A 25,300-nucleotide genomic window follows, 5' to 3' on the forward strand; every position below is an offset into this window, starting at 1 on the left:
TCTCGTGACCGAGACGGGGCCAAACGCCCGCTCACAACACCGGGTGGGTGGGTTGATCAGCCGATGAGGTGCTTGAGCGCGAGCTGGTGCAGGCGCACCAGGCCGTAGTCGCGCTCGGCGACGGCGTCGACGTCGAGGTCCTCGTAGGAGGAGCGGTCGGCGAGGAAGGCGTCGAACGACTCGCCCTCGGCCAGGGTCGACTCGCCCAGCTCGAAGATGCCCGCGTGCTCGAAGGCCTGCTGCACCTCGGCGTCCTCGCGGTAGGCCTTGGCCTTGGCCGCGAGCATGTCGTACGTCTCCATGTTCGCCTTGGCCGACTCCCACACACCGTCGAGGTACTCGGTGCGGCTGGGCTTGTAGTCGAAGTGGCGCGGGCCCTCGTAGCGCGGCCCGCCGTTCGGGAAGCCGTTCTCGAGCAGGTCCACCGTGAAGAAGGCGCTCAGCAGGTCGCCGTGCCCGAAGACCAGGTCCTGGTCGTACTTCGGGCCGTGCTGGCCGTTGAGGTCGATGTGGAACAGCTTGCCCGCGTACAGCGCCAGCGCGAGACCGTGCGTGTAGTTGAGGCCCGCCATCTGCTCGTGGCCCGTCTCCGGGTTGAGGCCCACGATGTCGCCGTGCTCGAGCGTGCCGATGAGGGCGATCGCGTGCCCGATGCTCGGCAGGAAGATGTCGCCACGGGGCTCGTTGGGCTTGGGCTCCAGCGCGATGCGCAGGTCGTAGCCCTTCTCCTTGATGTAGGCGGCGACGGTGTCGATGCCCTCCGCGTAGCGGGCGTGCGCGGCGTGCAGGTCCTTGGAGTTGTCGTACTCCGTGCCCTCGCGGCCGCCCCACATGACGAACGTCGAGGCGCCCATCTCGGCGGCGAGGTCGACGTTGGTGAGCACCTTGCGCAGGCCGTAGCGGCGGACCGCGCGGTTGTTCGAGGTGAACGCGCCGTCCTTGAAGATGGGGTGCGTGAAGGTGTTGGTGGTGACCATCTCGCAGACGAGACCGGTCTCCTCGGCGGCGTTCTTCACGGCGTCGATGTGCTTCTGGCGCTCGGCACCCTCGGCGCCGAAGGGGAAGGCGTCGTTGTCGTGGAACGTGAAGCCCCAGGCGCCCAGGTCGGCGAGCTTGCGGATCGACTCCGCCGGGTCGAGGTCGGGGCGGGTGGCGGTGCCGAACGGGTCGGCAGCCGGCCAGCCCACGGTCCACAGGCCGAACGAGTACTTGATGTCGCTCACGGGGTTCTCCTCGTCGAGTCGTGTGTCGAAGGCTGCCGGGGACGGCGTCCGGTGCAGCGCCGCCGCGTCCGCGCGGCGTTTTGTTGTACGGCTGAACTATTGCGCGTCGCTGAGCTAGAGTCAACACGTGCCAGCCCCCTCGACGACGACGCCCGAGCGGGCTCCCCGCGTGCCCGACGACGGCGCCGCATCGCGTCAGCACACCCTGCGGGAGCGCAACCTGCGGCTCGTCGCCGGGGCCGTCTTCGGTGCAGGTTCACCGCCGTCGCGCGCGGACGTCGCGGCCGCCACCGGCCTCACGCGGGCCACGGTCTCGACCCTCGTGGACCGGCTCGTGGCCGGCGGGCTGGTCGCCGAGCTCCCGCCCGTCGTCGCGCAGCGCGCCGGCCGACCGGCCGTGCCGCTCGTGCCGGCCGCCCGGACCGTCGTCGGGCTCGGGCTGGAGGTGAACGTCGACTACCTCGGCGTGCGCGCGCTCGACCTCGTGGGTGACGTCGTCGCCGAGCGCGTCGTCACCGGCTCCCTGCACGACTCCGACCCGGTGGAGGTGCTGGGGCGCCTGCGCGCGCTCGCCGTCGACGTCGTGGCCGAGGTCGAGGCCGCCGGCATGCGCGTCGCCGGGGCGCGGCTCGCGCTGCCCGGCCTCGTGGACGCGCGTGCCGCGCGGCTGGAGGTCGCGCCCAACCTGGGCTGGTCGTCGGTCGAGCCCGTCCCCGCGCTGGACCTGCAATCCGGGGACGGCGCCACGCTGGACGTCGAGGTGGCGAACGAGGCCAAGCTCGCCGCGCTGGCCGAGCTCGCCGGCGAGGTGCCGCCGTCGTTCCTCTACGTCTCCGGTGACGTCGGCGTGGGCGCGGGCATCGTCGTCGACCGGCAGCTCTTCCTCGGCGAGCGCGGCTGGAACGGCGAGATCGGGCACGTCGTCGTCGACCCCGCCGGCCCGCGGTGCTCCTGCGGCGCCACCGGCTGCCTGGAGCAGTACGCCGGCAAGGAGGTGCTGCTGCGCGGCGCCGGGCTGCCCGACTCCGCCCCCGTCCAGGCGATCGTCGACCTGCTGCGCGCCGGCGACGACGGCGCCCTGGCCGCCGTGCAGCGCGCCGGCCGCGCCCTCGGCTCCGCGCTCGCCACGTTCGTCAACCTCGTCGACGTCTCCACGATCGTCCTCGGCGGCGCGTACGCCGAGCTGTTCGGGTGGGTCGGCCACGTCGTCGCCGGCGTCGTCGAGGAGCGCGCGCTCGCCGCGCCGTTCGCGCCCGTCGACGTGCGCCCCGCCGCCGCCGGTCCGCACGCCGCGCTCACCGGCGGCGCGCGCGAGGTGCTGCGGTCGGTGGTCGCCGACCCGGCCGGGTGGGTCTGACCGCTAGAACCAACCGACGATCACTCGGACGCCCAGGACGACGCACGTGGCGAGGCTGAGCAGGACGAGCGCGCCGACCGCGACGGCCACGGCGCACCCGACCCGGGCGCCGACGTCGGGCTTTTCGAAGTCGCCGGTCCGACCGTCGTCCCCCGCGTCCTGGGCCGCCGCCCGCAGTGCGGCCAGGCGAGCTGCGGCAACGGGTCCGAGCGTGTCGTCGTCGCCCGGCCATGCGACCGCGGCGAGGCGGCCCCTCGCGGACCGGAAGGCACGCTCGAACGCGGCGAGCTCTACGGGGTCCGCGTCCTCGGCGACGAACGACCAGCGCCCGGCCTGCACGAGCTCGCCCTGGGACCGGTAGACGTCCGCCAGCAGCGACCGGACATCGAGCCGGTGCGGGTAGGTGCGTACGAGGCTGCGCAGACGTTGGATCGCCGGGAGGACCCGACCCTGAGCAAGGTCGTCGTCCACCCGCTGCAGCGTGAGGTTGATCGGTACGTCGGAAGTATCCGGGGGACTCCCTGCCGGCACCAGCCGAGGGATCCGGGCAGACCGGTGTGACGGGACGCTAGGCTGTGGGCGGCCGCGGTCGATCACCGTGGCGGCACGCGTCGCCCCCGCGGTGACGCGCGCGCCTGTAGCTCAGTGGATAGAGCACCGCTCTCCTAAAGCGGGTGTCGGCAGTTCGAGTCTGCCCAGGCGCACTCGGTCGTGCGGGTCCGGTGGTGAATGCGGCCCTAGGCTGACGGCATGCCGCTCTCCGACGTCGAACCGCGCCTGGACTCCGCCGACTCTGCCGAGCAGTTCGTGGCCTACCTCGACTACTACCGCTCCGTCGTGGACCGGAAGCTCGCCGGCATGACCGACGCGCAGCTGCGCACCAGCCTGCTGCCGTCGGGCTGGACGCCGCTGGAGCTGCTGACGCACCTGGTGCACATGGAGCGCCGATGGTTCGTGTGGGGCTTCCTCGCGGAGCAGGTGGATCGCCCCTGGGGTGACAACGCCGACGAGGCGCCGGAGAGCCCGTGGCACGTGCCCGACGGCGTCGGCCGGGAGGAGCTGGTCGAGGCGCTGCACGCGGGTGGCGAGCGGACCCGGCAGATTCTGGCGACGCACGACCTCGGGGAGCGCGGCGCCGTCGGCGGACGGTTCGCGGCCGACGACCCGAAGCACGACGCGCCGCCCACCCTGTTGTGGATCTGCTTCCACGTGCTGCAGGAGTACGCCCGGCACGCAGGGCACCTCGACATCGCGCGCGAGCTGGCCGACGGCGTGACGGGGGAGTAGCCGACCTACCTCGCGGGACTTTGAACTACCTCGCGGAAGTCCGAACTACCTCGCGGGGGTCTGGACTACCTCGCGGGGTCGTCAGTCGGCCTGGGCGTGCGCGATGTTCGCGAGCTGCCGCCACACCAGGGCGAGGGTCAGGCCGGCGCCGACGAAGCCGAACCACATGGGTGCGGTCAGGCCCCAGTGCTCGGCGAGGACGCCGCCGATCCCGTTGCCCACGACGATGCCGCCGAAGACGCACATCATGTAGACGGACCCGACGCGCCCCTGGAACCGCGTGGGCGTGGCGCGCTGCCGCACCGTGTTGGACACCGTGCCCCACACGAACGCGTAGGCGCCGAAGACGAACAGGACCACCAGGGCCACCCACCCCGTCCGCGTGAGCGCCAGCGCGAGATGGAACAGCACCTCCAGCGACAGGCACACCTTCATCAGCGCGGCCAGGGAGTAGCGCCGCTCCAGCCGCCCGTACGTGAACGTCGCGAGGAGGCCGCCGACCGCGGACGCCGTGGTCAGCAGGCCGTACCCGACCGGCCCCATCTGCAGGTGGTCGAGCGAGTACTTCACGAGGATGCCCCAGGGCGCGGCCCACGTGACGTTGAAGACGAGGATCACCAGGGCGAGGGTGCGGACCGGGGGGTTGGTCCAGATCCAGCGCAGCCCCTCGGCGATGTCGTGCCGCACCCGGCGGCGACCGTCGTCCAGGCGCGCCCCGGCCGGGGGCGGGACCGGCGTGAGCACGACCCTGCGCACCAGCAGCACGGCGAGCAGCACGGTCAGCACCTGGGCCGCGAACGGCCACGCGGCCCCGGCGGCGAACAGCGCGGCGCCCAGCGGCGGCCCGACCAGCTGGTTCGCGGTGAGGAACCCGGCCTGCAGCCGCGAGTTGCCGATGCCGAGGTCCGCGGGCCGCACCAGCATCGGCAGCAGCGTCTGGGAGGTCGTGTCCGCGAACACCTCGGCCACGCCCATCAGCAGCATCGCGGCGAGCACGACGGCGATGTTCACGTGACCGGTCACGATGACGACGCACAGCGCTGCCACCACCACCGCGCGCAGCAGGTTGGCGACGATGACGAGGCGGCGGCGGTCGAGCCGGTCGGCGAGCACGCCGGCCCAGAGCCCGAAGATCAGCCAGGGCAGGCGCTGCAGCATCGCGGCGAGCGCGACGAGCATCGCGGACGACGTCTGGGACGCCACGAGCAGCGGCCCGGCCGCGAGAGCGACACCGTCGCCGATGTTGCTCACCCAGGACGCCGACATCAGCCACCGGAACCCGGTGCCCATGCGCGCGGGGGCCACCGCCTCGACCATCTTTCTCACGGGCGCCCAGCCTAGGTGCCCCAGGCAGGGGTCAGCCCTCAGAACTTCCTCACATGAGTTGCCAGATTCCCCCTCCTCGCTTATTGACGTCGCCCCAGCCGACCGGCACACTCTCGGTGACAGCGCGCATCGCCCGCCCCCTGCGCGGTGCGCGCTGTCCCTTGCCGGGCCGAGCCCGGCCCGACGCCCCTTCGGACCCCCCGCCGAGGGGGCGTCTACGCGATCTCCCGCCGTCGGGCCGCGGCCTGGCCGCCCGCACCGCCTGCCGGCCCGCCCTCCTGCTCCCACGGTTCCTCGGCGCGCCGAGCCCGCGCGAGGGGCCCGCCGTTCTACCGTGCTGGCGTGAGAGCCGCCCGACGATCCACCGCCACGACCGCGGTCGACCCCTCTGCCGGGGCCGCTGCCGCGCCGGCCACGTCCCCGCGGACCGGCCCGGACGAGGGCCGGCCGACGGCCCCGGCGGGGGAAGCCCCCGACACCGCGCCCGGCGGCCGCGACCACCAGGACGACCGGCCGGCCGACGCCGCACCGCACGGACGGCGCTCGGCGGAGAGCGCGTCGTCCGCGGCGGCAGCGGCCGTCGAGACCGCGACGCGCCGGTGGCGCGCCTCGCTGGTCGACATGGTCGGCGGTTCGTCGCTGTCGGACGTCGGCCTCCTGGGCGAGGCGATCGTCGACCTCTCGAAGGCGCACCCCAACGGCGTCGCGGGTCTCTTCGCCGGACGCCCGACGCGGCTGTCGAACCTGGTGCGCGAGGGCGAGGCGCTCCCCGCCGCCCGTCGGCGTGCCCGGGCCGTCGCGGCCCGTGCCGCGGAGCACGCCTCGCGCTACGGCGTCGCGCCCACCTACCTCGCCATCGGCGTCGCGACCTGGGTGGAGCACGAGGACCAGCCCGAGGTCCCGTTCGGCGGCGGCGGGCCGCAGCGGCACGACGTCGCCGCGCTCGCCCGGGTCGCCTCCGCCGGCAGGACGGCGCCCGGCGTCCCCGCACCGGACGAGGACGACGCGTTCGACGAGCTCGTGCTGGAGGACCTCGGCGACGCCGGAGCCGCCGCGGCGGACGACGCCGACGACGGCTTCGTGGCGCCGGAGGACGCGACCGGGTCGGACGCCGACACCGGCGAGGCCCCCGCGCTCACGACGTCGATCCCCGTCGTGTCCATGGCGTCGAGGGACCGGTCCGCCGCGCCGCGCGCCACGCCCTCGGACCCCGACGACGCTCCGCCCGCCGGCCGGGTGGTCCACGCGCCCGTCGTGCTGCGGCCCGTCACGCTGACGCCGCGCGGCGACGGCGGGGCGGACTACGACCTCACGCTGGAGCCCACGGTCGAGATCAACCCCGTCGTGGCCCGCACGCTGCGGGCCCACGGGGCGCTCCTGGACCCGGCGGCGCTCGCGCGCGCCACCTTCACCCTGGCGGGCTTCGACCCGACCGACGTGCTGGCCCGCGTGGCAGCCCTCGGCGAGGCGGTGCTCGACGACTTCCAGCTCGACCGCCGGGTGCTGGTGGGGACGTTCGTGCACCCGGGCCAGGCGCTCGTCGACGACCTCGACCAGCTCTCGCCCTCGCTGCACCGGCACGAGGTGGTGGCGGCGCTCGCCGGCGTGGACGACGCCGCGCAGCGGCTCGCCGCGCTGGAGCTGCCCGCCCTGCGCCGGGGCGACGCCGACCCGACGCGCGAGCGTGGTGTGGGCGACCTCGACCCGCAGCAGCGCTCCGTGCTCGACGCGCTCGCCACGGGCGGCCACCTGTTCGTCGACGCGCCCGTCGGGTCCGACGTCGCCGGCACGCTCGCCGCCGTCGTCGGCGAGGCGACGGCCGCGGGCCGCTCCGTGCTCTACGTGACCGGGCACCGCCGCGCGGCCGACCGGCTCGCGCTGCGGCTGGACGCGCTGGGGCTGGAGAGCCTGCTGCTCGACGTCCCCCCGCACCCGACGTGGCGCGAGGACGTCACCCGGCGCCTGCTGTCCGCGATGGCGAGCGAGCCCGAGCACGTGGACGTCGACGGCGCGGCGCGCGTGCGCGACGCCCTGATCGGGACCCGCGCGCAGCTCACCGGCTACATCGAGGCGCTGCACCAGCCGCGCTCCCCGTGGCAGGTGTCCGCCTACGACGCCCTCCAGGCGCTGGCCCGGCTCACCTCGGAGCGCCCGGCGCCGTCGACCACCGTGCGGCTCGCGTCCGAGTCGGTGCTCGCGCTGACGCCGGAACGCCGGCGCGAGATCGCGGCCGGGCTGGAGCGGGCCGCGACCCTCGGCGCGTTCACGCTGCGACCGTCGTCCACCCCCTGGTACGGGGCGCACCTGCTCACCGACGACGACGCGCGGCAGGCGCTGGTGCGGGTAGAGCGGCTGCGCGACGTCACGCTGCCGCAGCTGCGCCGCCAGCTCGCGTACACGGGCGAGGTCACGGGCCTGACGACGCCGACGACGGTGCGCGGCTGGGGCGCCCAGCTCACCATGCTCGGCGGCATGCGCAGCACGCTCGACCTGTTCCACCCGATGGTCTTCGAGCGCACCGCCGCCGACCTGGTCCAGGCGACGGCGTCGCGGCGGTGGCGGGCCGAGCACGGCATCGAGATGGGCCTGTTCGCGCGGCGGCGGCTGCGCAAGCGCGCCAAGGACATGGTGCGTCCGGGCGTTCGGGTGCCGGACCTCCACGCCGCGCTCGTGCAGGTGCAGGAGCAGCGCGACGTCTGGGCCGAGCACGCCCAGCGCGGCGGCTGGCCCACCCTCCCCGAGGGGCTCGCGTCGATCGAGGACACGTACGAGGCCGTCCGCATCGACCTCGAGGCGCTCGAGCCGGTGCTGGCCCCCACCACCCTCGGCGGCCACCTGCTGGACCTCGACCTCGACGGGCTCGCGGAGCGGCTGCAGCGCCTGGCCGGCGCCGCGGACTCCCTGGCGGTGCTGCCCGAGCGCACCAGCCTGCTGCGCCAGGCGCGGACGGCCGGTGTCGGCGACCTGGTCGACGACCTGGCCGACCGGCGGGTGCCGGGCGACCTCGTCGGGGCGGAGCTCGAGCTCGCGTGGTGGTCGTCCGTGTTCGAGCAGCTGCTGAACGCCGACCCGGTGCTCGCCGGGCAGGACGGCGTCGGCCTCGACGCGCTCGCCCGCCGCTTCCGCGACCTGGACCGCGCGCACCTCGCAGCCCTGTCCCAGCCGGTGCGCGTCGCCGCGCGAGCACATCTGGGCGCCGCGATGCGGGAGGACCGGGACTCGGCGGAGGCCCTGTTCACCGAGCTCATCGAGGGCCGGATGACGACGCTGCGTGACGTCGCGGAGCGGCACGGCGACGTGCTGCGCCGGCTGCGGCCCGCCCTGGTCGCCACCCCCACGCTGGTGCCGCACCTGCTGCCCGAGCACCGCACGGCCGACGTCGTCATCCTCGACGCCGTGCAGCACGTGCCGACCGAGGTGGTGGTGCCTGCCATCGCGCGCGGGCGGCAGATCGTGGTGGTCGGGGACCCGCGCTCGGCGTCCGGGACCAGCGTGCACGAGCTGTCCGCGCTGCTGCCGACGGTCACCCTGCAGCCGCACGAGAACAGCCGCGACCCGGAGCTGACCCGGCTGCTCGCCGCCCACGGCTACGAGGGCCTGCTGCGTCCGGCCCCCCTCCCGCGGGCGGAGGCGCTGGTGCACCTCGACGTGGTAGACGGGACCGGCATGCCCGACCCGGTCTCGGGCAGCGTCGAGAGCACGCAGGCCGAGGTGGACCGCGTGGTCGAGATCGCCATCGAGCACGCGCTGACCCGCCCGGAGGAGACGTTCGCGGTCGTCACGGTGACGGCCACGCACGCCGATCGCATCCGCGAGGCGCTGCTCGCCGAGGTCCGGACCAACCCCGCCCTGGCGCCGTTCTTCTCGGGCTCGCGGCCCGAGCCGGTCGTGGTCGCCGACATCACCGGCGTCGCGGGGCTGTCGCGGGACACCGTGCTGCTCTCCGTCGGCTTCGGCCGCACGCCGCACGGCCGCGTGCTGCACCGGTTCGGCGTGCTGGGCGAGGCCGGGGGAGAGGCCATGCTGGTCGGCGCGCTCGGCGCCACCCGCAAGCGGCTGCACGTCGTGTCCTGCTTCCGGTCCGACGCCCTCGACCCGGAGCGGCTGCGCGGCGCCGGCCCTCGGCTGCTGGTCGAGACCCTGGAGCTGGCCGAGCGTCGGTCGGGTGTCGCCGACCAGGTGCGGCTCGGCAACGGTGTCGACGTCGGACGCGCCCCGGACCGTCTCCTGGTCGACCTGGGTGAGCGGCTCTGGAAGCTGGGCTACCTCGTCGAGACCGACTACGGCGCCGCGGACGGCGACCGGATCCCGCTGGTCGTGGGACACCCGGACCTGCCCGGGGAGCTGCTCGTCGCGGTGCTCACCGACGACGCCGCGTACGTCGCGGAGCCGTCCGTGCGGGTGCGCGACCGGCAGCTCGCCGAGCGGCTCGAGCGGCTGGGCTGGGTCGTGACCCAGGTGTGGTCCGCCGCCGCGTTCCTCGACCCGGACGGCGAGGCCGACCGCGTGCGGCGGCTCGTGCAGCGGGTCCGCGACGAGCGGATCGGTACCGCCGGGGGCGTCGTCCCGCCGCGGGAGGTCGTCGTGCCCGTGCTCCCGGACGAGGACGAATCGCCCACCGACCTCGGTGGCACGCCCGACGTCGTCGACCTTCCCGAGCCCGACGCCGAGGTAGCCCCCAAGCATGCCGAGGTAGTACCCGAGGGTGCCGAGGTAGTACCGGACCTTGCCGAGGTAGTTCGCGAGGATGCCGAGGTAGTACCGGAGCATGCCGAGGTAGTTCGCGAGGATGCCGAGGTAGCACCCGACGACGAGCCAGGCGACGCCGGGGAGCCTTCACCTCGCCCGGAGGCGTGATCTCGTCGGCGTCCGGGCCGTGGCGGAGAATGGCCGGGTGAACGACACCCCCGAACCGTCCGAGCCGTCGACGGCCTCCGGCGCCGACAGGAGCATGCCGGACGGCGCGACCGCGCGTCGGCGACCCCGCCGTCGCGTGGTGCGTCAGGGCACCGAGCGAGAGACAGTCATGGGCCAGACGGCCGACGACCGTGCGGGCAATGACGACAAGGACGACAACGACGACCGGCTGCTGCGCGACGTCCCGCCGCACTGGGGCCGCCGCTGAGCCCGTCCGCGGGCTGCGGCCGCACCGGCCACCGGGTCAGAGCGCCACCGGGTTCGAGCGCAGGGTCAGAACTGAGAGCGGCCCGCCTGCGCGGCGAGCAGGTCACGGATCTCCTGGAGCAGCACGGTGTCCTGCGCCAGCGGCGGCGGCGCCTCCTCCTTGCCCCGGGCGCGGCGCTCGGCGAGCTTGTTCAGGGGCAGGACGATCGCGAAGTACAGGGCGGCCGCGATGATGAGGAAGTTGAGCACGGCGTTGAGGAAGCCGCCGACCGAGAGCACCGAGGCCGGGATGTCGTCGTGCGCGGCACGCAGGGTGATGTCCCAGAGGTTCGTCAGGTCGGGCCTGCCGAAGATCGCGCCGATGATCGGGTTGAGGACGTAGTCCACCATCGCGGTGACGACGGCGGTGAACGCGCTGCCGATGATGATGCCGACGGCGAGGTCGACGACGCTCCCGCGCATGACGAATTCCTTGAACCCTGCGAACACGCTCTTCATCTGGTTCCCCCCGGGATGCGGTACGCCGGGCTTCCCGCGGCGACTGACGGTCGCCGATTCTCGCCGCAGCGCCCCGCACGCCGCAACGTCACCCGGCGGCGTGTCACCGGACGAGGACGGCGCCTACGCTCCCGTCGCCGGAGGCCGCGGACAGCCCTGGCGCCTCGTCCTCGGACACGGCGACCAGCGTGACGTCCGCTCCTTCGGGCGTCCCGCCGCCTCCGCCGAGCAGCCCGCTCGAGGTGCCGGTCCGGGTGCCGGTCGGTCGCGGGAGCACGAGGGCCCGCCGCGCCAGGTAGACGTCGGCACGGTCGGCGCGTGCCCCGCCCTCCCCGACACCGACGGCCTCGTGCGCGACGACGAGATCCACGCGGTCGCCGGGGCGTAGCCACCCTGACGCGGTGTCCGCGAGACGGACCGGCACGACGACGGAGCCCCGCGGCGCCCCGGCCATGACGCCACCGCCGGGCAGCAGCTCTGCCCGGAGCGGGATCCCGGCAGGCAGCGTCGTCGCCGGAGCCCGCCCGACGAGCTCCGTGACGTCCGCCACCGCGCCGTCGGGGGCGAGCGTCGCGGCTACCGCCACCGTCGTGAGGTCCGCGGCCGACACGGGCTCTCCGGCAGGGAGGTCGTGCACGGGGACCACGACGTCCACGGACGGCGGCGGCGCGGGGCGCAGCACCTGGAGGACGGCGGTGGCGGCGAACCCGCAGCAGACGGCCGCGAGGACGAAGCGCGAACGCCACAGGGCGGCTCGCACCCGCCGCAGAGCACGCCGACGACTCCCTGCCGCGTCGCGCTCGCGCGCGCCCGGCGGATCGCCATCACGGCGTCGGGAAGACGTTCGGGGGATCGCGTCGGGCAGCGGCATGGCGGCGACGCTAGGTCGCCAGCGCCCGCCGGTCCGTCAGAAGCGTGCGCCCTGTGGACGACGGTCGCCTGGGGGCAGCGTCCCCGCTCGATGGATCAGCGGCGACGTCGCCCGCGAACCCGATAGCTCAGGAGGTCGCGGCCTTGGAGGCGCTCGACGACGAGGAGGACGCGCCCGACGACGAGCTGCTTGACGACGTGCTCGACGAGGAGGAGTCCTTGCTCGCCGACGTGGACGTCGAGGACGCGCTCGAGCTCTTCCCGGAGCCCGACCGCGAGTCCGTGCGGTAGAAGCCCGAGCCCTTGAAGGTGACGCCGACGGAGCCGTACTGCTTGCGCAGGCTCCCGCCGCACTCCGGGCAGACGGTCAGCGAGTCGTCGGTGAACGCCTGGTGGACGTCGAAGGCGTGGCCGCAGTCGGCACACCGGTACGCGTAGGTGGGCACGTGATCTCCTCGGGGCGGACGCCGGCACCTGCCGTCGACGCGGCGATGCTGGCACTCAGGTGATGCGAGTGCCAAGCATACGCCGGACGGTAGTCTCGCCTGCGTGTCAGCGACCGCCGCCCCTGCAGCACCCGGAAGCCCGTCCGAGCCGGATCCCTCCTCGGACGGCACGGAGACCGAGGAGACGCCCCCTCGGCAGGCCAGGCGCTCGCGGCTGCGCAGCGCCGTCGTCGGCATCGCCGTCGTCGTCGTCCTGGCGCTCGTGGCCACCACGGTCTTCACGGTCGTGACGCTGCGCCGCCCGCTGCCGGACCACGAGGGCACGCAGCAGGTGCCGGGCCTGACCTCCGCCGTCGACGTCCGCCGCGACGCGCAGGACGTGCCGCAGGTCTACGCGGACACCCCCGAGGACCTGTTCCGCGCCCAGGGCTACCTCCAGGCGCAGGACCGCTTCTTCGAGATGGACTACCGCCGGCACGTGACCGCCGGTCGCCTCGCCGAGCTCGTCGGTGACGTGCCGGCCGCGATCGAGGCGGACAAGGTCACGCGCACGTTCGGCTGGCGCCGGGTGGCCGAGCAGGAGTGGAACCAGATCTCCGACGAGTCCCGCGCGTACCTCCAGGCGTACGCGGAGGGCGTCAACGACTACCTCAAGGGCCGCGACGCCGAGGAGCTCGGCGTCGAGTACACGGTGCTGGGCGCCAGCGTGGACGTCAAGGAACCGGAGCCCTGGGACCCGGTGGACTCGCTCGCGTGGCTCAAGGCGATGGCCTGGGACCTGCGCGGCAACTACGACAGCGAGCTCGACCGCGCCCTCGCCTACAGCACGCTCGGCGACACGGACCAGGTCGACGAGCTCTTCCCCGACTACGACGCGAGCGGGAACCACCCGGTGCTGCGCAACCGCGACCTCGCGAACGACCGCACCTCGAAGGACGGGTCCGGCGACGAGCAGGACGACAGCGCGTCGGACGCCGAGCTGACCTCCGCGCTCACGGGCCGCGCCACCGGCGCGGGCGCCGCGACGGACGCGCTGGGAGCCGCGGTCGGCTCCGCCCGCACGGCGCTGGAGGCCGTCCCGGTGCTGGTGGGCAGGGGCGACGCGGCAGGCTCCAACTCGTGGGTCGTGTCGGGGGAGCACACGGCGTCGGGCAAGCCGATGCTCGCGAACGACCCGCACCTCGCCCTCTCCGCGCCGGGGATCTGGTCGCAGGTGGGGCTGCACTGCAACGAGGTCAGCGACGCGTGCCCCTTCGACGTCGCGGGCTTCTCGTTCGCGGGCTTCCCCGGCGTCGTCATCGGGCACAACGGCGACCTGGCCTGGGGCCTGACCAACATGGGCGCCGACGTCACCGACTTCTTCATCGAGCGTGTCCGCGGCGACACCTGGCTGAAGGACGCCGACGCGGAGGAGTGGGAGCCCCTCGACGTCCGCAAGGAGACCATCCGGGTGGCGGGCGGGCAGCCCGTCGACCTGACGGTGCGCAGCACGGAGCACGGTCCGATCGTCTCGGACGTGCTCGACGTCGGTGACGTGGTCGGCGCCCCCACCCGGGAGGGCACGGAGTTCGGGGAGTACGCCGTCGCGCTCCAGTGGACGGCGCTGCAGCCGGGCCGTACCGCCGACGCGGTCTTCGCGTTCGACACGGCCAAGGACGCGGGCGACATCCGGGCCGCGGCCAAGCTGTTCGAGGTGCCGGCGCAGAGCATCGTGTTCGCCACCACCGACGGCCACATCGGCTACCAGGCGCCCGGCCGCATCCCGGTGCGCGGCAAGGTCAAGGGCCCGGTGCCCTCGGACGGCACGTGGCCGCGGCCCGGCTGGGACCCCCGCTACGACTGGCAGGGCTGGGTGGACGCGGACGACATGCCCCGTGCGCTCGACCCCCAGGAGGGGTTCATCGTCGCGGCGAACCAGGCCGTGCTGCGCAGCGGATCCCAGCCGTACCTCGCGGACGACTGGGACTACGGCTACCGCTCGGAGCGCATCCGCAAGCTGCTGACCGAGCAGATCGCGGCGGGCCGCCCCTTCACCGCCGAGGACATGAACCGCATCCAGAACGACGACTGGTCGGCGTTCGCGGAGGCGCTCGTCCCGGCGCTCCTGGACATCGACCTCGACGACTCCTACGTCGCGGCCGGGCAGGACCTGCTCGCGGACTGGGACTACCGGATGGACGCCGACTCGCCGGCCGCGGCGTACTTCGCGGCCGTGTGGCGCAACCTCCTGCAGGAGGCGTTCTGGGACGACCTGCCCACGAGCATGCGGCCCGACGGCGGCTCGCAGTGGCTCGTCGTCGTGAAGTCGATGCTCGACAAGTCGGACGACAAGTTCTGGGACGACCGCACCACGGCGAACGTCGTCGAGTCGCGCGACGAGATCCTCACGCGTGCCCTGATCAGCGCGCGGCGCGACCTGACGGTGGAGCTGTCCAAGCAGCCGAAGGACTGGGACTGGGGCACGCTGCACACGCTGCGCCTCGAGCACCCGGTGCTCGGCGGCTCCGACGTGCCGGCGCTGGTGCGCGACCTGGTGAACCCGAACCCCGTGAAGATGCCGGGCGGCTCGTCGATCGTCAACGCGACCGGGTGGGACGCCGGCACGGGCTCCTTCGCGGTCACGACGGGGCCGTCCATGCGGATGGTCGTGGACCTGTCCGACCTGGACGCCTCGACGTGGGTGACCGTCACGGGCACGTCCGGCCACCCGGCGTCGTCGCACTACGACGACCAGCTCGACGAGTGGGCCGCGGGCAAGACGTTCGACTGGCCCTTCTCCCGGGAGGCCGTGGAGGAGTCCGCGAAGACGCGCGCCACCCTCGTGCCCTGACCGGGGCGCGCTGACCGGTCGCTCGTCGTGATCGTCGGCGTCAGAAGTCGTCGGCGAAGGCCGCGCCGTACGCGTCGGCCCACGACAGCTGCTGCGCGAGCTCGGCCGCGTCCGTGGTCTGGCTGGTCCCGGCGGCGGGCGGCGTCGAGGAGTCGTCCAGGAGGGCGATGCCGGCGACGGCGGTGGCCGCCGCCACGACGAAGGCGACGCCCAGGGCCGTGACGGTGCGGCCGGGGCCGCGCAGCCAGCGGCGCAGCACGCCGCCCGGCTCGGCGGCGTCCTGGTCGCCGTCGGCCGTGGTGGTGCCGTCTGCACGGCCGGCATCGGGGCCGTCCACGAGCCCGGCGACGAGGACGTCGAGCTGACGCGTGGTGAGGCGCTCGAACGCGTCGACGACGGCGGGCGCGAGGGTCCTGCCGGCCTGGCGGTCGGCGTCGCGGAAGCGGTCGAGCGCTTCCTGGTCCGCGCGGCCGAGGCGGTGTGCAGTGGTCATGGTCGGCTCTTCTCGGGTCTCGTGGGGGGTGTCTGGGGGTGGCGTCCGGGTCAGCGGCCCGGCGCGCGGGTCACGACCTGCTGGAGCACCCACCCGTTGCCGTCCGGGTCGGCGAACGACGCGTAGGTGCCGTAGCTGTCGGTGGCGGGGTGGGGGCCGGCGACGCGGTTGGCCTCGCCCGCCCAGTGGAAGACGCCGTCGGCGTCGTGCCAGAGGTCGCTCACGTCGGCGCCGCGGCGGCGCAGCTCGTCGCGGGCGGCGGCGATGTCGGTCGTGACGAGGTGCAGCCCCTGGAGGGACCCTGGCGCGGCGTCGGTGAGCCGCTCGCCGAAGATGATCGACGCCTCCGAGCCGGGAGGGGTGAGCTGCACGACCCGCAGGCCCTTCGGGCTGCGGAAGTCCGCGTCCAGGCGGAAGCCGAGCGCCGTGTAGAAGGCGGTCGCACGGTCGACGTCGGAGACGGGCAGGACGACGATCTCGAGCTTGAGCTCCATGGTGTTCCTCCGTGTTCTCGCAGACCGGCGTCACCGGTCTGACTGGTGACGACTCTCCTCGCGTCGCCGTCACCTGTCAAAGTGGTGATGATCACTCCCGCCTGCCCTTGCCTGCAGGCTCGTCACCCGTCAGGATGGTGACGTGATCCATGCCTTCCCCTGCGGCACCCTCGCCCTCGATTTCGTCGGCACCCTGCGCGCGCGACGCAACGACGAGCCCACGGAGAAGCTGACCTCTGCCGCGGACCTCGACGCGTGGTTCGTCGAGTCAGGGCTGCTGGCCGACGCCTCGTCGTCGGGCGCCGCCGACCTCGAGCGCGCCCTCGCGCTGCGCGAGGCCGTCTACGCGCTGGTGTGGTCGCGCCTGCACGACCGCCCGCTGCCCGCGGACGCCGTCGAGACGGTCAACGCGGTCGCCGCGACGCCGCCGCTCACGCCCGTGCTCACCGAGCAGGGATGGGCCTGGGCCGGAGGTGCGGACCAGGTGCTCTCGCAGGTCGCGCGGCAGGCCGTCGAGATCGTCGGCGGCGACGAGGCGGCGCTGCTGCGCGAGTGCGGCCGGCCCGAGTGCACGCAGGTCTACCTGGACCGTTCCCGCGGGCACCGCCGTGAGTGGTGCTCGATGGCCACGTGCGGCAGCCGGATGAAGGCCGCGGCCTACCGTGCGCGGCAGCGCGCCGGCTCGGACGCCTGACGGCGCGGGCTCAGCGCTCCAGCGCGGGAGCGGGCAGCTCCTGCCAGCCCTCGGGTGTCACGACGACGTGCACGGGCACGTCGTGCTCCGCGGCGGGCAGCGGCTGCTCGGCCGAGTCGTAGACCTCCTCGGGGAACACCAGCGCCACGACGGGCACGCCCGGCCGGCGCATCTTCAGCAGCCGGTCGTACCAGCCGCCGCCCTGGCCCAGCCGCACGCCGCGGTCGTCCACGGCGAGCGCCGGCGCGACGACGACGTCCGCCTTCGTGATGGCCTCGGCGCCCAGGGCGGGGCCGCTCGGCTCCGGGGGTCGGCCGGGGGCGCGCTCCAGCAGGTCGTCGGGCCCGGCGTACCAGGCCCAGTCGCGCGCGAGGCCCGCGCCGAGCACGGGCAGCAGGACGCGCGTGCCCCGGGCGGCGAGCTGCTCCAGCAGCACGTGCGTGCCGGGCTCGGTGGGGCGGGAGACGTAGGTCGCGACCACGTCGGCGTCGCGGACGGCGGGCACGGTGGCGAGGACGTCGGCGAGGGCCTTCGCGGCCTCGTCGCGGAGGCGGGGGGAACGCTCGGCGCGGTGGGCGCGGATGGCCCGGCGGAGCTCCTCCTTGGCGTCCGCGACCTCCATCCCGGCGACGACCGGGTACGGCCGGTGTGCTCTCGTTCCCTTGCGGTCGCCGTGCATGGGGCCATTGTGGCAGGGTCCCGTCCGGGAGTCCCGGCGCGCGCCGGTGACGCCGAGAACGGCTTCGGCACGGGCGGGACCGGAGCGTCGGGACGGAACGAGGTGGCATGACGCACAAGCACGCCCGCGGATGGGCCGTGTCGCGGCCGTGGCCGGTGACCCTGCGCGAGGACGGCCCGGCCGGCGCCGTCGTGCTGCGGCCGTTGCGCCGCAAGGACGGGCCGGAGTGGCTGCGTCTGCGGTCCCGCAACGCGGGCTGGCTCGAGCCGTGGGAGGCGACCTCGCCGGGGGAGCGTCCTGCCGCGTCGACGTTCGGCGACTACCTCCGGGTGCTGTCCGCGCAGGCGCGTGCGGGCACGACGCTGCCGTTCGCCGTGGAGCTGGACGGCGCGCTCGTCGGGCAGCTCACCGTGTCCCAGATCCTCTACGGCTCGCTGTGCTCGGCGAGCATCGGGTACTGGGTGTCGCAGGAGGTCGCGGGGCGGGGCGTCATCCCGACGGCGGTGGCGATGGCGGGCGACTACTGCCTCGCCGTGCTCGGGCTGCACCGCCTCGAGATCAACATCCGGCCCGAGAACGCGCCGAGCCTGCGGGTGGTGGCGAAGCTCGGCTTCCGCGACGAGGGCGTGCGCGAGCGATACCTGCACATCCAGGGCACCTGGCGCGACCACCGCACCTTCGCGATCACGACCGAGGACGTGCCCGAGGGGCTGCTGGCGCGCTGGCAGCGCGCCCGCGACGACGCCTGAGCGCTCCGCGCGGCGCCGTCGCACGGGCTCGACCACGGACACGCCGCGACGGCGTGCGTCGGCGTGGTCGTTGCGTCCCCTACCGTCGTGATGTGACAACGTCGGCGGCAGGACTCGCAGTGCTCGCGCTGTTCGTCCTGTGGCTGGGCTTCTTGGTGCCGCACCTGCTGCGGCACCGCCAGCAGCTGCTCGATGCGCGGACGGACGACCGGTTCTCCGGCGGGCTGCGGGTGCTGGCGGTGGCGGAGGCGGGCGGTACGCGCGGGGTGACGGCACCGACCGGCGGGTCGGTGCCGCTGCTGGTGCCCGGCACGTCGACGGGCGGCGGACGAGGGGAGCGATCGATGGGTCTGGACGACGACGAGGGCGCGTCGCGCGCCCTGACGACCCTGCGCGCCGACGCTGCGGAGGGTCGGCAGCACGAGTCCCGTCTCGCGATGCTGGAGCGGCGCGCCGCGCGGGCGCGCCGTCGGCTGCTGCTCACCGTGCTGCTGCTGCTCGTGACCGCCGCCGCCTGGGTCGTGGTGGCCCTCGGCCTGGTGGGCTGGGTCGCGGGCGCCGTGCCGTCTGCGCTGCTGCTCGGCGTGCTCGTGCTCGGCCGGGTGGCGGTGCTGCAGGCGCGTCGCGCCGACGCGCGCTGGGCGGCGGAGCGGAAGGCTGCGCGACGCCAGGCGACCGAGGCTCGCGCGCTCGCCAACGGCGGCCCGCACGCGCCCCGCAACCGGCCGCGGGTCACGGGGCACGCCGTGCGGCCGTCGGCCACGCACACCCAGATGATCCCCCGGGTGGCCGCGCCGGGTGCCCAGCCTGCGCCCGCTCGCCCGACACCTCGTGACTCGTCCCGCGTCACCGTCCCTCCGGGCGGTGCCCGCGACGAGGAGAGCGCGGAGCCCGAGCCGGTCTCGTCCCCTCGCGAGGCGCCGTCGTCCGGTCGGGACGTCTTCGACGTGCGCGCCGACGAGGTGCCGGCCCTGCCGGAGCCCGTGGTCGTCGTGGACCCAGGTCCCGGACCGGCCCCGCTGCCGGGGCCGCCGCCGGTCGGCAGCGACCCGTGGGAGCCGGTCCCCGTGCCGCTGCCCACGTACGTGACGAAGCCCGCCGCGCCCCGTCGTGAGCCTCGCCCGCTCGTGGCCTCGTCGTCGACGGCGCCCGGCCGCGTCGTGCCCGTCTCCGACGCTGCCCGTGTCGCCGCGCTGGCCGCGACCATGCAGGCGGCACTGGGCCCGACGGCGACGCCTGCGGGCGCCTCGGAGCAGCCCGGTGAGCGGACGGCGCCGGCCGCCGACGCCGTCGCCGACGTGGCCGCTCCCGAGGAGCCGCGGCCCCGCACCGAGACGCTCGGCCTGCCGCTGGACGAGATCCTCGCGCGGCGCCGGGCCGCAGGCTGAGCCGATTTGGCATGCGCCCCGGCCGGGATGTTAATGTTGCTCCGCACTTGGGGCTATGGCGCAGTTGGTAGCGCGTCTCGTTCGCAATGAGAAGGTCGGGGGTTCGAATCCCCCTAGCTCCACCGAGAAGAAGGCCCGGAACCGCAACGGTTCCGGGCCTTCGTCATTCCAGCCGCTCGAAGCGGCGGGGGTACATCTGGGGGACCATCCGCCGATCAGCCCTCGATGACTCGGATCGCGATGGCCCGCTCGCCGTCGCGCAGCTGCCCATCGAGCAACGCTCGGGCCTCGTCGTACGTCGCTCATCTGAGACCACGCGTTCCCCAGCGGCGTCCGGGAACAATGGGGCATGATGGCGAAGGTGCGCAGAGCTGCAAACGACGAGCCGCCCGGGCTCCTGTCGCCCGCCGAGGTGGCGCGCCTGTTCAACGTCGAGCCGAAGACGGTCAGCCGATGGGCCACGATCGGCAAACTACGTTCAATGCGCACGCTGGGTGGGCATCGACGATTCTTCGCCGACGAGGTCTACGAGCTCTTGCGCGCGACGCGAGCTGCCCAGGGCAGCCGGGACCACCCAAGAAGCAGATCCTAGGCGGCGAGCGGGATGCAGCACTCGCGCCTGACCCATGCTGTCCAGGTCCCCCAACCGGGATAGTCGGCGGTGAAGGCGAGCAGGCCCGGGGCGCGGTGGGTCACGACGCCTTCCACGGTGACGACTCCGCCGCCGTAGGACCGCGCGGTGCAGCGGGCGGGCACCGGGGCCGGCATGAGTCGCTGTCCGCGCGGTGCCGCGTCGTGGTGCTCGATCAGGCCGCGGTTGTCGCGGGTGTCTAGCTCGCGCATGCGTCCAGTGTCCGCCGACCCGGTGACAACGGGACCAGATGAAGTCCCCAGGGCCGAATCGCCCAAGGCGTCATCTGAGGCGAGCGACCAGAGGTTCCACCTTCTCTCGAACACGCTCTATCGAGTTCGCCACTTCCTCGAGCGTCGTCATCTCGCCTGGCATCCCCGGAGCGAGCACCAGTTCGTTGCGAGTCTCCGTGCGCACCACGAAGCGCATGTCGACCTCCGGAGTGGGTTCGACCGAGCCCAGGCTGCTCAACTGGATCCGCTCGCCATCGCGGAGAAGGCGCAGGTTGCACAATTTCATCTTCAACGGGCTGACCTCCTCCGTCCCGATCATGCTCCCCTCCGTTGACAGGAAGAGAGCTCCGCGAGCCGCCGCAACTAGGAGGTGGCGGTGCTTATCGGCGATGTCGAGCTGATGCAGCAACCAGAAGTCGTCGTCGCCCCCGGCCCAGGGTTGTAGCTTGTAGAGCTCATGGCGAACGTTCGCGTCGACGCCGGGCAATTGGGTCTTGGCCTGGTTCGGCCATTTGCCCTCGGTTTCCGCGATCGGGAAGGACGTCTTGCCCCTTCTCTGGCCGGCGCCGTCCTGGCCTGCGAGCTCGAATGCGAGGTAGTCGAGCGCAGTGCGGGCGCCGTGCACGGCGTCACCGAGGAGGCGTCCGATCACTGTCGGCGGTTCAGACAGGATTCGGACCGTCCCCCAACGCGAGCCCTCGTCGTCGGTGGTCACGAGCTCAACACGTAGAGCTTCTTGCGCGTATGCGTTGACCTCTGCGAGCAGGGCGCGGCAGTGTTCCCGCGCCCCGTCGAACCTTACGTCGATGCCCACACGTCTCCGCATCTGCAAACGCAAGCACGGCGGCAGCAAATGTTGAAGCGTGGGCAAGTCAGAATCACCCGAAGATCACCCCGCCGCTACGCGCTGACGGGCGTCCGAAGCGAGGTCTCACGTCAGGGTCGCCTTCCCCGCGGCCACGACGAAGACGCCCCCGCCCACCCCGCGAAGGGTGGACGGGGGCGTTCGTCTGGCCGCGGGCACGGCGGCCGGTCAGGGGGCGGAGGGCGGCAGCAGGGTCACGACGTCGATCACGCCGGCCTCACGCACGAGCACCTCGGGATCAGCCGCGGCGCGCATGAGCGCGAAACTGCGGCCCATCTTCAGAACCACGCCGCCAGTGCCCTCGGCGTCGGGCCCGGCGACGAGCAGGCTTGCGGTGTCGCCGTCGCGGGTGAGCGTGTGCCAGGTGTTGCCGTCGAGGGTGACCTCGAGCGTTCCGGCGGGCGGCTCGGTGAGGTCCCAGTGGATGACCTCGCGGCCTCTGCGGTCGATCTGCATCGCTACCCCCTGGGAGACGAGACGGTGAAGGTGGATCCGTGCGGGCCGGACGGGCGGAACGGGTTGCCGTAGGGCCCGCGTGCGATGACGAGCTCCGGCTCGACGTCGGGGACGTCGGAGCCGGCGAGGGCCGCCCGCGCGCTCGGCAGGGTGGCTGCGAGCGTCCCGGCGACCGAGAGGGTCCCGGCCGCTACGGCCGTGGTCTTGGGCAGCGTGGCGGTGAGGGTGCCGCCGATGACGCCCTCGACGGCCCCGCCGAGCGCGCTGGTGGTGCGTGGCAGGGTCGTGGTGAGCGTGCCGGTGATGGTGACTGTGGCGTCGAGGTCGGCGGTGACGGCGGGCAGCGTGGCGGCGAGGGTGCCGGTTGCGACGCCCTCACCGTTGACGGACGCCGTGACGCGCGGGGCGGTCGCGGCGAGGCTGCCGATGACGACGACGCTCGCCGCGGCCATGGACGTGACGGTCGGCGTACTCGCCGTGATCGTGCCCGTGACGGTGACGCTGCCCGCGCTCGCCCCGGAGGCGGCGGGCAGGGCGCCCGCGATGCCGCCGGTGATCCGGACGGCGCCGGCCGTGGCGCCGGTGACGCGCGGCAGGGGTCCGCCGAGCGTGCCCTCGATGGCCGGGAACGGGTCGGCCTCGAAGACGTACAGCCAGTCGGACTGCCCGGCGGCGTTGTTGCCCGGCGCGGCGAGGCTGCCCGACGACGCGAGCGTGGTCGACGCGCCAGTCGTCGGGTCGAGGCGGCGCACCGTGGAGTTTGCGCCGAGCCGGGCCAGGTCGACGGTCATCGCCCGCGACGTGGGCGCGTACAGCACCGCGGCGGAACCGTCCGACGAGACAGCCGCGGTGGCGTAGGCCGACTCCAGCGGGTCGACCCGGGAGGCGGTCTGCGTGCCCGTGGCGGGCGGCGTGCCGGCGCCGGAGGTGAGGAACGTACCCGCGGTGTCGGGCACGAGACGGTGCCACGGGATGGCCGCGACCGCGTCGGCCATGACCTTCTGGTGGGCGAGCATCGTCGAGGGCAGCAGGCTGGTCCACGTCGCCTCGGTGCCGTCCTGCGGCGGGTTGTACACGCCGTCGCGGCCGTACTGGACGCCGACGGTGCCGTTCGTGAGTGCGGCGCCGAGCACACGGCGCAGCGTCTCGGACGTCGTCGCCGCGCCGCCCTCGTTGTTCTCGCCCTCGAAGTTGCCCTCGGCGAACACGACGGGCCCGTTGTTCAGGGCGTAGGCGCGGCGGGAGAGCGGCGCGTACTGCTGGTAGGTGTACGTCGCCTCGAAGTCGACCTGGCCGGCCCAGGCCGCGTTGTCCGACGACGTCTGGTCCTGATACAGCTGCACCGTGAAGGGCTGCAGCGCCCCGGCCGCCCGCACGGCGGTGCGCACGGCCGCGACGATGGACTCCTGCGCGGCCCACTGCTCCGTCAGCCAGTCGACGCCGTACCCGAACAGGACGTTCGGATAGTCCTTCAGCGCGGTGCCCCACGCCGTGCCCCAGGCAGTCGCCTGCGCGGTGGTGCTGATCATGTTCGCGGGCCCGACGAGGAACCACACGGTCACGCCGTACGTCGCGGCCATCTCGACGAACGACTTCACCCGGGCGACCCACGTGGGGTTCACGGTGGAGTAGTTGCCGGGGGTGGTCAGCGCGTGGACGTTCGAGCCGTCCCACGTGGTCGCGTCGGTGATGTCGAGCTCGGGCAGGCACATCACGTAGCACGTGTTGATGCCGTACGCGGCACGGTTGGCGAAGTAGGTCGGCCAGTCGGCGGGTGCGCCGCCGATGATGTACCAGGGGGTGTCCCCGCGCAGGTAGACGGGCTGGCCGTTCTGGTCGAGGAAGTGGCGCCCGGCGATGGTACGGGGGTGCGGCTGGGCGACGGTGGTGGCGGTGCCGGAGGCGGCCGCCGACAGGCGGGGGAGCGCGGCCGTCAGGGTGCCGGTCGTCGTCGGCATGGTGACGGAGCCGGTGATCGTCGCGGTCACGCGGGGGAGCGATGCCGAGGCCGCCCCCGCCACGGCGACGGCCGCAGGCTGGATCGTCGCGGCGTACGCGTGCGCGAACGACGCTCCGGAGGCCCACGACGACGTGGGGACGCCGGCCGTGTCCGCCGGTGCAGAGAAGACGCCCTGCCGGGCCGCCGTCCCGTGCGGGACGTCGACGACCTGAGTCCACCCCGCGGCGGGCAGGATGTCGGCGAGGTCCTGCGCGACGACGCCGGCCAGGGCGAGCCAGTCGTCCGACCCGGGGGCGATCGCTCCGACGACGGACGGGACGGCCGCGCTGCCGGCGAAGAACGCGCCGAACGGGCTGCCCGAGCCGGTCGCATTGGTGACTCGGTGGACGACGGCGGAGCACTGGAACGGGCTACCGCCGAGCGAGTTTGCGGTGAAGGTGTACGTGCCCGTGTCGGCCGCGGTGGCGCGCTTGTAGAACCAGCCGAGCCCGCCGCCGTACACGCCCTCGACGGTGATCGAGTCCCACCCGCCGAGGACCCAGCCGGACGGGATCGTCATCGCGCTGGCCGGCGGGTTCGGGGTTCCCCACAGGCCGAAGACGTAGGCGATGAGGAGCGAGCCGGACGCCACCCCGGACGGGACTGCAGGCGCCGCCGACGCGCCCGCCGCGTTGGCGGCGGACGTCGTCGCTGCGACGACGGGCCGGGCCACTGGTCAGCCTCTCAGGCCACGGGCACGGTGAAGGAGGGGACGCCCAGGTCGAGGGTCGCGCCGGACGACAGCGCCGTGGTGGCGAGCTGCATGTCGCCGCCGCCGCCCGTCGCCGTGACGGTGCCGTCGATCTTCCCGGTGCCGCCGCTGGTCTTCACGCGGAAGTAGCCCGCGGTCCCCGTGGCGCCGACGGTGACCGACGCGGGGTCGGCCGCCGTGAGCACGCCGCCGGAGGAGGTGAACGAGCCCGCGATCGTCACGGTCGCGAGCAGGGTGCCCGTCGCCGTCGTCTCCGGGGTGGCGGGCTTGCTGCCCGAGCGGATCTCGATGGTGGCGCCCGAGCCGATGTCGGTGGCGAGCGCTGCGCCCATGGCCTGCGCGGCGGTGGCGGCGATGGAGATGGTCATGACGGACTCCGATCAGGTGAGGGCCTACAGGCCCGGCCAGCGGCGGTAGTTGGCGAGCTGCTCGCGGGCGCCGTTGACGGCGCCCAGCGTGGTGAAGAAGACGATGCCGACGACGTACAGGACGACGTCGCGTGCGGCGGCGGCCGCGGCCCGGGTGGTCACGGTCAGTCCGTGAACGGCGGCAGGTCGCAGGACCCGTCGCAGCCGATCGGGGCGCAGTCGCGGCACTGGATGCCGTACGCCTGCGGGTGGCGGACGAGGGCCGGGGGCGGGTCGGTCTTGGCCGGGGAGGGGGCGCACGGCGCGCCCCCCGTGCCGGGGCGAACGCCGCGCGCCATCGGTCAGCCCTCGATCTCGGCGCTGGCGGTCGGCCGGTACGCAACGCCGAGGCCGCCGGCCACGAGGCCGAAGACCGCGGTGACCACGCCGCCGGACGCCACGACCTTGGTCGCGACATCGGCGTCCAGCCAGATCGGTGCGAGGCCGGTCGCGAGAAGTACGAGCGCCGAGGCGCCCAGAAGGACGAAGTACGCCACCGTGCGCACGCGCGCGGGGACAGCAGGAGTGGGGGTCATGGG

General features: G+C 73.9%; 26 protein-coding genes, 2 tRNA genes and 1 pseudogene. 12 read left to right on the forward strand and 17 right to left on the reverse strand.

The genetic code is table 11. The features are described from left to right. Positions 1-56: 56 nt before the first annotated feature. Positions 57-1,223: a xylose isomerase gene (xylA, locus tag ACWGKI_RS05365; protein WP_380245594.1), complete on the reverse strand. Its 1,167-nt coding sequence runs from the start codon at positions 1,221-1,223 to the stop codon at positions 57-59. 127 nt (positions 1,224-1,350) lie between these two features. Between xylA and ACWGKI_RS05370 the strand changes: the two genes are divergently transcribed. Further along, entirely contained in the window at positions 1,351-2,580 is a 1,230-nt protein-coding gene (locus ACWGKI_RS05370; protein ID WP_452185266.1) for an ROK family protein, read from the forward strand. A gap of 3 nt (positions 2,581-2,583) precedes the next feature. Here ACWGKI_RS05370 and ACWGKI_RS05375 read toward each other — a convergent pair whose 3' ends face one another. Beyond that, on the reverse strand, positions 2,584-3,177 hold the full coding sequence (locus tag ACWGKI_RS05375) for a DUF6584 family protein (protein WP_452185268.1): 594 nt from the start codon (positions 3,175-3,177) through the stop codon (positions 2,584-2,586). Positions 3,178-3,211: 34 nt separating this feature from the next. On the opposite strand from ACWGKI_RS05375, the gene ACWGKI_RS05380 reads away from it, so the two are divergent. Then, a tRNA-Arg gene (locus ACWGKI_RS05380) sits at positions 3,212-3,284 on the forward strand. A gap of 46 nt (positions 3,285-3,330) precedes the next feature. Next, a complete protein-coding gene (locus ACWGKI_RS05385) occupies positions 3,331-3,867 on the forward strand; it encodes a DinB family protein (protein ID WP_452185269.1) in 537 nt (178 codons plus the stop codon). An 81-nt stretch (positions 3,868-3,948) separates the two neighbouring features. On the opposite strand, the gene ACWGKI_RS05390 is transcribed toward ACWGKI_RS05385, so the two are convergent. Further along, positions 3,949-5,184, reverse strand: coding sequence for an MFS transporter (locus tag ACWGKI_RS05390; protein WP_380242527.1), 1,236 nt, complete (start codon positions 5,182-5,184; stop codon positions 3,949-3,951). Positions 5,185-5,535: 351 nt separating this feature from the next. On the opposite strand from ACWGKI_RS05390, the gene ACWGKI_RS05395 reads away from it, so the two are divergent. Continuing rightward, positions 5,536-10,050, forward strand: a complete 4,515-nt coding sequence (locus tag ACWGKI_RS05395; protein WP_452185271.1) for a hypothetical protein — start codon at positions 5,536-5,538, stop codon at positions 10,048-10,050. Between the two features lie 37 nt (positions 10,051-10,087). Further along, positions 10,088-10,318 (forward strand): hypothetical protein, encoded by a 231-nt coding sequence (locus tag ACWGKI_RS05400; RefSeq protein ID WP_452185273.1) that lies wholly within the window; start codon positions 10,088-10,090, stop codon positions 10,316-10,318. 65 nt (positions 10,319-10,383) lie between these two features. Here ACWGKI_RS05400 and mscL read toward each other — a convergent pair whose 3' ends face one another. Continuing rightward, complete coding sequence (gene mscL / locus ACWGKI_RS05405; RefSeq protein ID WP_452185274.1) at positions 10,384-10,815, reverse strand: large conductance mechanosensitive channel protein MscL; 432 nt, start codon at positions 10,813-10,815, stop codon at positions 10,384-10,386. A gap of 103 nt (positions 10,816-10,918) precedes the next feature. Then, entirely contained in the window at positions 10,919-11,575 is a 657-nt protein-coding gene (locus ACWGKI_RS05410) for an SAF domain-containing protein (RefSeq protein ID WP_452185276.1), read from the reverse strand. Between the two features lie 254 nt (positions 11,576-11,829). Between ACWGKI_RS05410 and ACWGKI_RS05415 the strand changes: the two genes are divergently transcribed. Then, complete coding sequence (locus ACWGKI_RS05415; RefSeq protein ID WP_452185471.1) at positions 11,830-11,976, forward strand: hypothetical protein; 147 nt, start codon at positions 11,830-11,832, stop codon at positions 11,974-11,976. Between the two features lie 14 nt (positions 11,977-11,990). Here ACWGKI_RS05415 and ACWGKI_RS05420 read toward each other — a convergent pair. Continuing rightward, positions 11,991-12,368: pseudogene (locus tag ACWGKI_RS05420) on the reverse strand (FmdB family zinc ribbon protein); the annotation flags it as partial. Between ACWGKI_RS05420 and ACWGKI_RS05425 the strand changes: the two are divergent. Continuing rightward, positions 12,346-14,961 carry a penicillin acylase family protein gene (locus ACWGKI_RS05425; RefSeq protein WP_452185469.1) on the forward strand — a complete coding sequence of 872 codons (2,616 nt, stop codon included), beginning with the start codon at positions 12,346-12,348 and terminating at the stop codon, positions 14,959-14,961. The pseudogene ACWGKI_RS05420 and the gene ACWGKI_RS05425 overlap by 23 nt on opposite strands. A gap of 40 nt (positions 14,962-15,001) precedes the next feature. Here the strand turns inward: ACWGKI_RS05425 and ACWGKI_RS05430 are convergent, their stop codons facing one another. After that, a complete protein-coding gene (locus ACWGKI_RS05430) occupies positions 15,002-15,454 on the reverse strand; it encodes a hypothetical protein (protein ID WP_452185277.1) in 453 nt (150 codons plus the stop codon). Positions 15,455-15,504: 50 nt separating this feature from the next. After that, positions 15,505-15,948, reverse strand: coding sequence for a VOC family protein (locus tag ACWGKI_RS05435; RefSeq protein ID WP_452185279.1), 444 nt, complete (start codon positions 15,946-15,948; stop codon positions 15,505-15,507). A 142-nt stretch (positions 15,949-16,090) separates the two neighbouring features. Here ACWGKI_RS05435 and ACWGKI_RS05440 point away from each other — a divergent pair, with 142 nt between their 5' ends. Then, positions 16,091-16,642: a CGNR zinc finger domain-containing protein gene (locus tag ACWGKI_RS05440; protein ID WP_452185281.1), complete on the forward strand. Its 552-nt coding sequence runs from the start codon at positions 16,091-16,093 to the stop codon at positions 16,640-16,642. Positions 16,643-16,652: 10 nt separating this feature from the next. Here the strand turns inward: ACWGKI_RS05440 and ACWGKI_RS05445 are convergent, their stop codons facing one another. Continuing rightward, positions 16,653-17,321, reverse strand: coding sequence for a 5-formyltetrahydrofolate cyclo-ligase (locus tag ACWGKI_RS05445; RefSeq protein WP_452185283.1), 669 nt, complete (start codon positions 17,319-17,321; stop codon positions 16,653-16,655). 107 nt (positions 17,322-17,428) lie between these two features. Here ACWGKI_RS05445 and ACWGKI_RS05450 point away from each other — a divergent pair, with 107 nt between their 5' ends. The 4 genes from ACWGKI_RS05450 (at position 17,429) to ACWGKI_RS05465 (ending at position 20,050) form a co-directional block, all read left to right on the forward strand. Beyond that, positions 17,429-18,070, forward strand: a complete 642-nt coding sequence (locus ACWGKI_RS05450; protein ID WP_380242493.1) for a GNAT family N-acetyltransferase — start codon at positions 17,429-17,431, stop codon at positions 18,068-18,070. A gap of 92 nt (positions 18,071-18,162) precedes the next feature. Further along, positions 18,163-19,458: a hypothetical protein gene (locus ACWGKI_RS05455; RefSeq protein WP_452185286.1), complete on the forward strand. Its 1,296-nt coding sequence runs from the start codon at positions 18,163-18,165 to the stop codon at positions 19,456-19,458. Positions 19,459-19,507: 49 nt separating this feature from the next. Further along, positions 19,508-19,580, forward strand: a tRNA-Ala gene (locus tag ACWGKI_RS05460). Between the two features lie 227 nt (positions 19,581-19,807). Beyond that, positions 19,808-20,050, forward strand: a complete 243-nt coding sequence (locus tag ACWGKI_RS05465; protein ID WP_452185287.1) for a BldC family transcriptional regulator — start codon at positions 19,808-19,810, stop codon at positions 20,048-20,050. Here the strand turns inward: ACWGKI_RS05465 and ACWGKI_RS05470 are convergent. The 8 genes from ACWGKI_RS05470 to ACWGKI_RS05505 all read right to left on the reverse strand — a co-directional run bounded on the left by ACWGKI_RS05470 (position 20,047) and on the right by ACWGKI_RS05505 (position 25,297). Further along, positions 20,047-20,301, reverse strand: a complete 255-nt coding sequence (locus tag ACWGKI_RS05470; protein WP_452185289.1) for a hypothetical protein — start codon at positions 20,299-20,301, stop codon at positions 20,047-20,049. The two genes, ACWGKI_RS05465 and ACWGKI_RS05470, sit on opposite strands and share 4 nt — an antisense overlap. A gap of 70 nt (positions 20,302-20,371) precedes the next feature. Further along, positions 20,372-21,037 (reverse strand): hypothetical protein, encoded by a 666-nt coding sequence (locus tag ACWGKI_RS05475; protein ID WP_452185291.1) that lies wholly within the window; start codon positions 21,035-21,037, stop codon positions 20,372-20,374. A gap of 318 nt (positions 21,038-21,355) precedes the next feature. Next, positions 21,356-21,643: a hypothetical protein gene (locus ACWGKI_RS05480; protein WP_452185293.1), complete on the reverse strand. Its 288-nt coding sequence runs from the start codon at positions 21,641-21,643 to the stop codon at positions 21,356-21,358. 2 nt (positions 21,644-21,645) lie between these two features. After that, a complete protein-coding gene (locus tag ACWGKI_RS05485) occupies positions 21,646-24,315 on the reverse strand; it encodes an apiosidase-like domain-containing protein (RefSeq protein ID WP_452185295.1) in 2,670 nt (889 codons plus the stop codon). 11 nt (positions 24,316-24,326) lie between these two features. Continuing rightward, positions 24,327-24,722 (reverse strand): hypothetical protein, encoded by a 396-nt coding sequence (locus ACWGKI_RS05490; protein WP_452185297.1) that lies wholly within the window; start codon positions 24,720-24,722, stop codon positions 24,327-24,329. Positions 24,723-24,746: 24 nt separating this feature from the next. Then, complete coding sequence (locus ACWGKI_RS05495; protein WP_452185299.1) at positions 24,747-24,884, reverse strand: hypothetical protein; 138 nt, start codon at positions 24,882-24,884, stop codon at positions 24,747-24,749. A gap of 2 nt (positions 24,885-24,886) precedes the next feature. Then, on the reverse strand, positions 24,887-25,060 hold the full coding sequence (locus tag ACWGKI_RS05500) for a hypothetical protein (RefSeq protein ID WP_452185301.1): 174 nt from the start codon (positions 25,058-25,060) through the stop codon (positions 24,887-24,889). A 3-nt stretch (positions 25,061-25,063) separates the two neighbouring features. Beyond that, positions 25,064-25,297 (reverse strand): hypothetical protein, encoded by a 234-nt coding sequence (locus ACWGKI_RS05505; RefSeq protein WP_452185303.1) that lies wholly within the window; start codon positions 25,295-25,297, stop codon positions 25,064-25,066. Positions 25,298-25,300: the final 3 nt, after the last annotated feature.

The sequence above is a fragment of the Isoptericola sp. NPDC055881 genome (assembly GCF_053615895.1).

What these genes read in the sequence shown, in the direction of transcription:
- ACWGKI_RS05480 (WP_452185293.1), bottom strand. Translation starts at nt 21,643, where the DNA reads ATGCAGATCGACCGCAGAGGCCGCGAGGTCATCCACTGGGACCTCACC.
- ACWGKI_RS05465 (WP_452185287.1), top strand. Translation starts at nt 19,808, where the DNA reads ATGATGGCGAAGGTGCGCAGAGCTGCAAACGACGAGCCGCCCGGGCTC.
- ACWGKI_RS05450 (WP_380242493.1), top strand. Translation starts at nt 17,429, where the DNA reads ATGACGCACAAGCACGCCCGCGGATGGGCCGTGTCGCGGCCGTGGCCG.
- ACWGKI_RS05445 (WP_452185283.1), bottom strand. Translation starts at nt 17,321, where the DNA reads ATGCACGGCGACCGCAAGGGAACGAGAGCACACCGGCCGTACCCGGTC.
- ACWGKI_RS05490 (WP_452185297.1), bottom strand. Translation starts at nt 24,722, where the DNA reads ATGACCATCTCCATCGCCGCCACCGCCGCGCAGGCCATGGGCGCAGCG.
- ACWGKI_RS05390 (WP_380242527.1), bottom strand. Translation starts at nt 5,184, where the DNA reads ATGGTCGAGGCGGTGGCCCCCGCGCGCATGGGCACCGGGTTCCGGTGG.
- ACWGKI_RS05430 (WP_452185277.1), bottom strand. Translation starts at nt 15,454, where the DNA reads ATGACCACTGCACACCGCCTCGGCCGCGCGGACCAGGAAGCGCTCGAC.
- ACWGKI_RS05500 (WP_452185301.1), bottom strand. Translation starts at nt 25,060, where the DNA reads ATGGCGCGCGGCGTTCGCCCCGGCACGGGGGGCGCGCCGTGCGCCCCC.
- ACWGKI_RS05505 (WP_452185303.1), bottom strand. Translation starts at nt 25,297, where the DNA reads ATGACCCCCACTCCTGCTGTCCCCGCGCGCGTGCGCACGGTGGCGTAC.
- mscL (WP_452185274.1), bottom strand. Translation starts at nt 10,815, where the DNA reads ATGAAGAGCGTGTTCGCAGGGTTCAAGGAATTCGTCATGCGCGGGAGC.
- ACWGKI_RS05470 (WP_452185289.1), bottom strand. Translation starts at nt 20,301, where the DNA reads ATGCGCGAGCTAGACACCCGCGACAACCGCGGCCTGATCGAGCACCAC.
- ACWGKI_RS05435 (WP_452185279.1), bottom strand. Translation starts at nt 15,948, where the DNA reads ATGGAGCTCAAGCTCGAGATCGTCGTCCTGCCCGTCTCCGACGTCGAC.
- ACWGKI_RS05385 (WP_452185269.1), top strand. Translation starts at nt 3,331, where the DNA reads ATGCCGCTCTCCGACGTCGAACCGCGCCTGGACTCCGCCGACTCTGCC.